At 57.8% G+C, this 9895-nt stretch carries 6 protein-coding genes; 5 read left to right on the top strand and 1 reads right to left on the bottom strand.

The features are described 5' to 3' along the window. Positions 1–69: 69 nt before the first annotated feature. Positions 70–864, bottom strand: a complete 795-nt coding sequence (locus IGS51_RS06090; protein WP_297077174.1) for a DUF4058 family protein — start codon at positions 862–864, stop codon at positions 70–72. 348 nt (positions 865–1212) lie between these two features. On the opposite strand from IGS51_RS06090, the gene IGS51_RS06085 reads away from it, so the two are divergent. The 5 genes from IGS51_RS06085 to IGS51_RS06065 all read left to right on the top strand — a co-directional run. Next, entirely contained in the window at positions 1213–1905 is a 693-nt protein-coding gene (locus tag IGS51_RS06085; RefSeq protein ID WP_367279276.1) for an ABC transporter ATP-binding protein, read from the top strand. A 71-nt stretch (positions 1906–1976) separates the two neighbouring features. Beyond that, positions 1977–4553: an FtsX-like permease family protein gene (locus IGS51_RS06080; RefSeq protein ID WP_367279275.1), complete on the top strand. Its 2577-nt coding sequence runs from the start codon at positions 1977–1979 to the stop codon at positions 4551–4553. A gap of 124 nt (positions 4554–4677) precedes the next feature. Then, on the top strand, positions 4678–5889 hold the full coding sequence (locus IGS51_RS06075) for a lipocalin-like domain-containing protein (RefSeq protein ID WP_297077168.1): 1212 nt from the start codon (positions 4678–4680) through the stop codon (positions 5887–5889). Between the two features lie 660 nt (positions 5890–6549). Next, on the top strand, positions 6550–8745 hold the full coding sequence (gene katG, locus IGS51_RS06070) for a catalase/peroxidase HPI (protein ID WP_297077166.1): 2196 nt from the start codon (positions 6550–6552) through the stop codon (positions 8743–8745). A 350-nt stretch (positions 8746–9095) separates the two neighbouring features. Beyond that, positions 9096–9895 (top strand): type IIL restriction-modification enzyme MmeI (locus tag IGS51_RS06065; protein ID WP_367279274.1); only part of this gene is annotated, 800 nt, incomplete at its 3' end.

The raw sequence follows: 9895 nt of genomic DNA, 5'->3' as shown, positions 1-9895 counted from the left end.
TAGGGAGGATCTCTGAGTGCTTAACATTACAGGCGATACCTTTTCAAACACCCTCTAAGGCAGATCGCCCTAAACCGGGTTCTCTAGGTCGGTTTGCTGCAAAATCTCACGCACCCACGCTTCATCTTCAGGGCGCAACGCGGGTTTTGGGGGTTGGGTATAGTCAATTGCCAGGTCAAAGCGGGCACGTCGATATACGTCATTCAGGATGCGTTGCAGATTAACCACGGGTTCAGGATCGTGAACGAGCAGCGGAATAGGAATTGCAGGAATTGGGTCTTGCAACCCGAAAGCGTAAAGATCGGCGATGGGGCGATGGCTTGCTCGACTGATCAGGATGCGGTACAGCGAGTCTGCTGCACCCAGAATGGGCATTGGCTCTCCCTCTCGCAACAAGTCAATCTCGACTAAGCTAGTGCTGGAGCCTAAGATTTTCTGGCGCTTGCTAATGTAGGCTGCTCGTCCCTCCTTATTCCGTTTATTTTTGGGAGACAAGATCTCAATCACACAGACAACCTCTCCGGTTTGGGTAGAGCGCACTTCCAAGAATCGCTCGACCACTTCTTGTGGCACAGGAACCTGAACTGAAATCGGAGTTTTTTTGCGAGCAGTGGTGATCTGGCTGGATGGCTCGATATCATCCGCAGAGCAGCGAGTCAAAGTGACATCCGCAATGCCCACCAAGCCAACTAATAAGGAGTCGTCAATGCTCTGGTAAACTCGCTCTTCGATGGCGACCCGGTAGCGAGGCGCAACTTGCGGTGTGAGGTCATCTGCGATCGCCACAATCAAGCGATTATGAACCTGATGCCAAAGTTGGGGGTGTTCCAGATAAGGATTCATTCCAGGAAATGGATTATCCACAACGCTCTCTCCGTTCTTCTGAATCAATTCAAAACCAGGCAGATCCCAGATTCATCGTCTTATAGGTAATGCTTCATAAGCGACGCTTTGCAAGAAGCCGATTGTGATTGGAGTCGGGAAACTTTGAGGGGCTGTTGCCCAAAGCAGAAGACTTGTCTGGCGATCTACGTTAAGATTCTTTAAGAGCTTTCTCAGAAGGCTTGCTAGCGTCATTCTAAACGGTGTCCTACGGTATCCCACGGTGTCCCTATGTCAGCAAGTTCCTGGTGGTCTGGTCTATTCGCCTCGGCTAAACCTGCGATCGCCCTCGAAAGCGCCTCGCCTGCTCAGGGGGCCAGGGTTGAGCTAATGGATCTTTGCAAAGAATTTCAGGAAGGCGACGTGACGCGGAAGGTGCTGAATGGCATCAATTTGCAGTTTGACCCCGGAGAATTTGTCGTGCTGCTGGGGCACAGCGGCAGCGGCAAAAGTACGCTGCTGAACCTGATTAGCGGCATCGATCAGCCGTCTGGGGGCACGATTCGCATCAACGATTTGGCCATTACCGAACTGGACGAGAAGTCGCGCACCCTGTTTCGGCGCGATCGCATCGGGTTCGTCTTCCAGTTTTTCAACCTAATTCCGACGCTGACGGTGCTGGAAAATGTCACCCTGCCGCAAGAATTAGCAGGCAAGTCTCCGGCGGTGGCGCGTCAGTCGGCCTCGCAGCTTCTCGAACAGGTGGGGCTGGGCGATCGCCTAGAGACTTATCCAGACAAGTTATCCGGCGGGCAGCAGCAGCGAGTGGCGATCGCCCGCGCCCTGGCCCACGATCCGCAGGTCATTTTGGCGGATGAGCCGACGGGCAACTTGGACGAGGAGACGGGGCAGCAGGTGTTAGAGTTATTGCTCAGTCTCACCCGCACGAAGGGCAAAACCCTGATCATGGCGACCCATAACCCCGACATTGCCCGATACGCCGACCGCGTGTTGCGGGTTCAAGACGGGCATCTGATTCCTGTGATCGTGCATCCCGATCTCGCTGAGGAAGTGGTGGCATGACGAGTAGCGGCATGGCGAGTAGCGGCATCACGAGTAGCGGCATGACGGCTAATGGCATGACGAGTAGCGGCATGGCGGCAGTAGTGTCCAACGCCCCCCTCTGGCGCTTGGCGTGGCAGCGGATTCGGCAGCGCCCGTTGCAGTATCTCCTCTGCATTTTGGGGATTGCCCTCGGCGTGGCCATGATGGTGTCGATTGATCTGGCGAACGGTTCGGCACAGCGGGCTTTTGCCCTGTCTACTGACGCGATTACCGGCCGCGCCACCCACCGCATCGAGGCGATCGCCCCCACGGGCATTCCCGAAGCGGTGTATGCTGACCTGCACCGCGCCGCCCCCCGCATTCCCCTCGCGCCCGTGGTGGAGGGCTATGTGCTGGCGGATGAGTTGGGCGCTCAGCCGATGCGCCTGGTGGGGGTAGACGTGCTGGCAGAATCGCCCTTTCGCAACTACTTTGGGGCGGAGGGCGAAAGCTTGGACGCGGCTTCGGTGCAGTTGCTCACCAATCCCCAGGCGATTGTGCTGTCCCAGGATATCGCCCAGCAGTACGGGGTGGCCCTGGGGGATACGCTGCATCTAGACATCGCCGGCCAGCATCGAGAGGTCACCGCTGTTGCCCTTGTCCAGTCCGATGATTCCCTCAACCGCCGCGCCCTCAGCACGCTGCTGTTTGCCGACATTGCCACGGCGCAGGAACTTTTGGGACAGACGGGGCGGCTGAGCTATATCGATGCGATCGCCCCGTCTCCTGCTGAGAGCGACGCAATTCAAGCCGCCTTGCCCGCTGGCCTGAAGCTGGAAACGGCGGAAGCGCAGAAAAACGCCGTGCAGCAAATGACGGCCGCCTTTGAACTCAATCTCACGGCCCTCAGCCTGCTGGCACTGGTGGTGGGCATGTTTTTGATTTACAACACCGTCACCTTCAGCGTGGTGCAGCGCCGTCCTCTATTCGGCATTTTGCGCTGCCTCGGCGCGACGCGGGGACAGCTCTTTGCCCTAATTTTGGGCGAAGCGGCGCTGTTTAGCATCCTTGGCTCTTTGCTGGGGGTGGGGCTGGGCATTGTGCTGGGCCGCAGCATTGTGGGGCTAATTACTCAGACGATTAATGATTTTTACTTCGTTGTCTCGGTGCAGCAGGTGACGCTCTCAAACGCCACTATTGCCAAGGGTCTGGTGATTGGTGTTGCGGCGGCGCTGTTTGCCTCTGCGTTGCCCGCGCTGGAGGCGATGAACACCACGCCGACGCTCACGTTGCAGCGATCGACCCTGGAGGGCAAGGTGCAAAAGCTGCTGCCCCTGCTGACCCTGGGCTGGGTTGGGTTTTCCCTTGCTGGCGTGGCCCTGCTGCGGTGGTCGTCGGGGGGGCTGGTGGCCGCCTTTGCCGGACTCTTTGCCGTGTTGCTGGGGGCTGCGCTGCTGGTGCCGCCGGCGATCGCCCTGCTGATGCGGGGACTAGCGCCAGCGGGCTACCGTCTGTTTGGCGTGGTCGGGCGACTGGCTCCACGGGATATTTTGCGATCGCTCAGCCGAACCTCCGTGGCGATCGCCGCCCTAATGGTGTCGGTGTCGGTGATTGTCGGCGTGTCGGTGATGATCGGCTCGTTCCGGGGGACGGTGGTGGAATGGCTGGATCAGACGCTCCAGGCGGATATCTACGTGTCGCCGCCTACCACGACGGCCAACCGCGTGCTGGGCAAGCTCGATCCGCAGGTGGTGGAGTCGCTGAAGCAGTGGGACGGGCTGCGTTTCGCCGTCAGCTACAACGATGCCGATGTGCGCGTGGTGGACTTTGACCGCAATGCCAAGCTGATTTCCGCCGATGGGGACGTGTCTCAGGGCAAGCGGCCCTACGCCTGGATTCGTCCGGGGCTGGAACCCGACCCCTGGACGGCGCTGAATGCGGGCGAGGGCGCGATTATTTCCGAAGCGCTGATCCGGCGAGAAAACCTGCCCGCGCCGCCGGAGACGATCACGCTGGAAACGCCAGTGGGCGATCGCCCGTTTCCCGTCCTGGCGGTGTTCTACGACTATTCCTCCGATCGCGGCACGATTATCCTGGATGACGACGTGTACCGGAACCTGTGGCAGGATGACCGCATCGCGTCGCTGGGGCTATTCACCCAGCCCGGTGTCGATGTGGAAGCGTTGGTGCAGAGTATTCGATCCCACTTCCAGGGACGACAAGACCTGCTGGTGCAGTCGAACCGCAGTCTGCGGCAGGGGTCGCTGGAAATTTTTGACCGCACCTTTGCCATTACCAGCGCCCTGCAACTGCTGTCGGTAGTGGTTGCCTTTATCGGCGTTCTCAGCACGCTGATGAGCTTGCAACTGGAGCGGACGCGGGAACTGGGCATTCTCCGTGCTACAGGCATGACCCCCAGCCAGTTAGCACGGTTGACGCTGCTAGAGACGGGGCTGATGGGAACCTTAGCAGGCGTATTTGCGATGCCGCTGGGCTTTGTCCTCGCCTGGATTTTGATCTACGTGATCAATGTCCGCTCCTTTGGCTGGACGCTGCAAATGGCGCTGGAAGCCCGCTATTTCTGGCAGGCGTGGCTGGTGGCGATCGCCGCTGCTCTGCTGGCGGGTCTGTATCCGGCGCTGCGGCTGGGGCGGATGAATATTGCGGCGGCGCTGAGACAGGAGTGATTTTGGATTTTTGGATTTTGGATTTTGGTTAGGGCCTACGCAGGGGTTGTCGGGGAGGGTTCAGTAGGGCGTTCGGATGAGGATGCGGCGTGGGGTTCGGAAGAAAGGGTAGGGGAGAGGTAAAATGCGATCGCGCTTGATTCGATTTTGCGTACTGCTGGGGTTCTGCGGTGTGTTCCTGGGTACGTTCCTGGGCATATTCCTGGGGACATTCCTGGGGGCTGCGGATTTGGCGATCGCCGCCAATGTCGTTACCTGGCAACCGCTACCCGCAGCCAGTGGAGAATACCGCAAGGCGATCGCCCTTCGAGATTGGCACTTTCCCGAAGACTTTGGCCCGCACAATGACTACCAAACGGAATGGTGGTACTATACGGGCAACCTGGAAACCGAGGAGGGGCGACCGTTTGGCTTTCAGTTGACCTTTTTCCGGCAGGCGATTTCGCCAACGGCGGCAACGGCGGCAGCAGCCCCTACGCCATCCCGCTGGCGCACAAATCAAATCTATTCCGCCCATTTCACCGTCAGCGACATTGCGGGCAGCGGCTTTTATGTAGACGAGCGATTTAGCCGCAACGCCATTGGGCTGGCGGGAGCCGAGGCCCTGCCCTACCGCGTCTGGCTGAATGATTGGTCGGCGACTGAACTGGAGCCGGGCCGCGTGCGGCTTCAGTCCCGGTCTGAGGATGTCACCATCGACCTCACGGTTCAGCAAACTCGTCCGCCCGTGTTGCAGGGCGATCGCGGCCTGAGTGTCAAGGGATTGGAGCCGGGGAATGCGTCCTACTACTATTCCCTGGTGCAGCAGCCTACCAGCGGAACCGTCACGATTCAGGGCCAATCCTTTTCAGTGCAGGGCAAAACCTGGACGGATCACGAGTTCTCCACCAGCGCGTTGACCGCAGGCACGGTCGGCTGGGACTGGTTCTCGATTCAATTGGAGGACGGAGCAGCCCTGATGCTCTACCAGTTGCGCCACGAAGACGGTACGCCCGAAATCACGTCGGCGGGCACGTTTATCTCGGCCTCCGGCGAGACGACCCATCTGAATCACGACGACTGGACAATCCGCGTCCTCAAAACCTGGACAAGCCCCCGCAGCAAAGCGGTTTATCCTGCCCAGTGGCAAATTCGCATTCCTCGGCTAGATCTGGTGCTAGAGGGGCGATCGCGCCTCGCGGATCAGGAACTCAACACCTCCACAGCCACCTATTGGGAAGGGGCAACTGCCTTTGAGGGCACGCGGCAAAACCAGCCGATTCGGGGAGAGGGCTATGTAGAGTTAACGGGTTACGCCACCCGCCTGGATTCTCTCCTGTCGGAAAGCACGCCCTAACGCGCCATCAGCATTCATACGAACAGCGGCTTCATGACTGAGCAGCACGCTCGTTGAGGCTGCGGGTTTACCGTAACGTTTTGTATGCAGTTTAACCGTTTGAAAGGAATTCACTGTACACTCTTCCCTAAGTTAAACTCATGACGAGTATGACTTGATAATGTGTTGAAAGTTGTTTGAAGGTTGTTTGAAGGTTGTTTGAAAGTTGTTAGGACTTACGCAGTTGGATCAGTTGGAGAATTTCTCGCGGGCGCAGCCCACGAAAAATTCTCCAAAACTCGAAGAGTTTATCGCAAGTGCGTAAGTCCTGGCTGTTAAAAGTTGTTGAAAGTCGTTGAAAGTCAGTCATTGAAAGTCATTGAGCGACTGGGCGCAACCATTCATGCTTGGCAGATTGGGCAGACCCAGGCGGAGGTGTGAGGACGAGTAACTGTTCCAGGGCGACCTCTTTACTTATCTAAGAGGCCGTCTTTACTCATCAATCTCGCAGTCAAGAAGCGTTTAACTGACTTCGAGTTTAGATATTGATCGCAATGTGCAACTTTGCCGATTCCCCTCACCCTAAATCCCTCTCCCAGAGCGGGAGAGGGTTGGGGGATGAGGGCAGATTGAAAGTTGCACATCCCGTGTGTATTGAACCATGCACAAGTAGGAGTCCCTATGAGCAGCGAAAGCAAATGCCCCTTTATGGGCGGAGTTCAGAAGTTCACGGCGGGCCATGGCACGTCGAACCGAGACTGGTGGCCGAATCAGTTGAACCTGAGCATCCTCCATCAGCACTCTCCCAAGTCAAACCCGATGGGTGAAGCCTTTAACTACGCTGAGGCGTTCAAAAGCCTGGACTATGCTGCCCTAAAAGCCGACCTCTTTGAGCTGATGACCACGTCCCAAGACTGGTGGCCCGCTGACTATGGCCACTATGGCCCCCTGCTCATTCGTATGGCCTGGCACAGCGCGGGAACCTATCGCATCGGCGATGGTCGCGGCGGCGGGGGCACCGGGAGCCAGCGGTTTGCACCCCTCAATAGCTGGCCCGACAACGCCAACCTCGACAAAGCCCGGATGTTGCTCTGGCCCATCAAGCAGAAATATGGCGAGAAAATCTCTTGGGCTGACCTGATGATCCTAGCGGGCAACTGCGCCCTGGAATCGATGGGCTTCAAAACGCTGGGCTTTGCAGGCGGACGGGCCGACATCTGGGAACCGGAGGAAGATATTTACTGGGGGTCTGAGGGCGAATGGCTGGGGGATAAGCGCTATACGGGCGATCGCGAACTGGAGAATCCCCTGGCCGCTGTGCAGATGGGCCTGATTTATGTGAACCCAGAGGGGCCGAACGGTAATCCCGATCCCGTGGCTGCGGGGCGAGACATCCGCGAAACCTTTGGGCGGATGGCCATGAACGATGAAGAAACCGTGGCGCTCACGGTGGGTGGCCATACTTTCGGCAAATGCCACGGGGCGGCGAGTGCGACGCTGGTGGGGCCAGAACCGGAAGGAGCCAGCATCGAAGAGCAGGGATTTGGCTGGAAAAACAGCTTTGGCACGGGTATGGGTGCCCACACGATTACAAGCGGCATCGAAGGGGCCTGGACGACCAACCCGGTGAAATGGGACAACAACTATCTGGAAAATTTGTTTGGCTATGAGTGGGAACTGGTGAAAAGTCCGGCAGGGGCGCATCAGTGGGCCCCGAAAGACGGAGCAGGCGCAGGGACGGTGCCCGATGCCCACGACCCCTCCAAGCGCCACGCGCCCATTATGACCACGGCGGACATGGCGATGAAGATGGACCCGATCTATGAGCCGATCGCGCGGCGCTTCCTGGCCCATCCCGAAGAGTTGGAAATGGCCTTTGCCAAGGCCTGGTTTAAGCTGACCCACCGCGATATGGGGCCACGATCGCGCTACCTGGGCCCCGAAGTTCCTGCCGAAGAGTTCCTCTGGCAAGACCCGATTCCCCCCGCTACCTACGACTCGATTGATCAGCAAGATATCGCTGCACTCAAGGCTAGAATTCTGGCTTCGGGATTGTCCGTGTCGCAACTGGTCACCACGGCTTGGGCTTCGGCATCTACCTTCCGTGGCTCCGACATGCGCGGCGGGGCAAACGGGGCGCGGATTCGCCTGGCCCCCCAAAAAGATTGGGAAGTCAACCAGCCTGCCCAACTGGCCGCAGTGCTGCAAACCCTGGAGGGCATCCAGCAGGAGTTCAATCGCTCCCAAGCGGGCGGCAAGCAGGTTTCCATTGCGGATCTGATCGTTTTGGGAGGCTGTGCCGCAGTCGAGCAGGCGGCCAAAAATGCCGGGTATGATATCACTGTTCCCTTCCAGCCGGGACGCACCGATGCAACCCAAGAGCAGACCGATGTGGAAGCCTTTGCCCCCCTGGAGCCAACGGCAGACGGATTTCGCAACTACCTGAAAGGGGATCACACCCTGTCGGCCGAGGAACTGCTGGTGGATCGGTCGCAGTTGTTGACCCTCAGCGCCCCTGAGATGACCGTCCTAGTAGGGGGACTGCGGGTATTGGGGGCAAACTTTGGGGGCACTCAGCACGGGGTCTTTACCCAGCGGCGCGAGACGCTGACCAATGATTTCTTTGTGAATCTGCTAGATCTGGGGACAACGTGGAGGGCCGTCTCCGATGCCCAAAACTTATTTGAGGGGCGCGATCGCAAAACGGGCGAACTCAAGTGGACGGGAACCCGCGTCGATCTGATTTTCGGCTCCAACTCGCAGCTCCGCGCCCTGGCAGAAGTCTATGCTTGTGCAGACTCGCAGCCGCGATTCGTGCGCGACTTTGTGGCCGCGTGGAATAAGGTGATGAATCTGGATCGCTTTGACCTGGCATAGGCGGGGTACAACCGTCGGTGAAGCGATCTCAAGGCAGGGGCATCATTGAGTGATCCCAGGTTCAGGAGTTGTCTATAGGGCAATCTCGAACGGGGTTGAACACCCAAGACGGCCTGAGAATGCGGTCTGAGAATAAAGTGAAACGGCTTCAGGTAGGGATATCTAGCATTCCTGCCTGAAGCCGTTAAACTCTGTAAGTATCCTCAACGATTCTGATTGGGGCGCTGCTTATCCACTGCGGCTCTGTGCAGGGGGCTAGCGCTTTTGAGCTTGTGGATGCTGAATGACGGCCACCTCGCTGCCAGATGCTCCAGATGCCTCAAGGTTTGATCGGAAGAGAATAGTACTCTATGAATGCAGTCGAAATCGAAGAAGCCGTTTCTCGGTTAGCCGAATCCCCTTTTGACCCGGCAGAGTTTCCCTTCGCCTTTCTGGAAGCCTTTGGCAACAAAGCGACGACGATCAAACGGCTGAGAAGTCAGGGCAAAGATTCCACCAATCAATCGGATTTGGGTGGGGTGCTCCAGCGCAATAACATTCACATCAAGGTTTGTGCGGTAGGCGAAGTCGGGGAGACGCTGACCACGTTGCGAGAAAGTCCAGCGACCGCCCGACACAAGGTGAAGTTCATTCTGTCCACGGACGGACAGAGCTTTGAGGCAGAGAATTTAGTGGATGGGGAAACTGTTGCCTGCGACTATCCTAGCTTTGCTGACCACTTTGGCTTTTTCTTGCCCTTGGCGGGGATTACGACCGTCAAACAGATTCGGGAAAATGCCTTCGATATTAAAGCGACGGGGCGGCTAAATCGGCTGTATGTAGAGTTGCTGAAGGATAACCCCGACTGGGAGCAGCGACCGGAAGATTTCAACCATTTTATGGCACGGTTGATCTTCTGCTTTTTTGCGGAGGATACGAATATTTTTCCCCCGACTGCCAAGGGTGAAGGATTGTTTACAAGCACGATCGCCCAGATGAGTGCGGGGGATGCCTCAAATACCCATGAGGTGCTGTCGGAAATTTTTCGGGCAATGGCGACTCCGTTGCAAGAACGGCAGGCAGCGGGGATTCGCCGCTGGGCAGAGGCGTTTCCTTATGTGAATGGGGGGTTGTTTGGCCCTCATCCCCTAACCCCTTCTCCCAAAGAGGG

Origin of the sequence: Thermoleptolyngbya sp. M55_K2018_002, from assembly GCF_015295965.1 — a bacterium.
In the GTDB taxonomy this organism is placed as follows: Bacteria; Cyanobacteriota; Cyanobacteriia; order Elainellales; family Elainellaceae; genus Thermoleptolyngbya; species Thermoleptolyngbya sichuanensis.
Note: the sequence above shows the minus strand (reverse complement) of the source record. Positions and strands in the feature narration are given on the sequence as shown.

Coding starts and splice junctions, on each gene's coding strand:
- katG (WP_297077166.1), top strand. CDS start 6,550: ATGAGCAGCGAAAGCAAATGCCCCTTTATGGGCGGAGTTCAGAAGTTC.
- IGS51_RS06075 (WP_297077168.1), top strand. CDS start 4,678: ATGCGATCGCGCTTGATTCGATTTTGCGTACTGCTGGGGTTCTGCGGT.
- IGS51_RS06080 (WP_367279275.1), top strand. CDS start 1,977: ATGGCGGCAGTAGTGTCCAACGCCCCCCTCTGGCGCTTGGCGTGGCAG.
- IGS51_RS06085 (WP_367279276.1), top strand. CDS start 1,213: ATGGATCTTTGCAAAGAATTTCAGGAAGGCGACGTGACGCGGAAGGTG.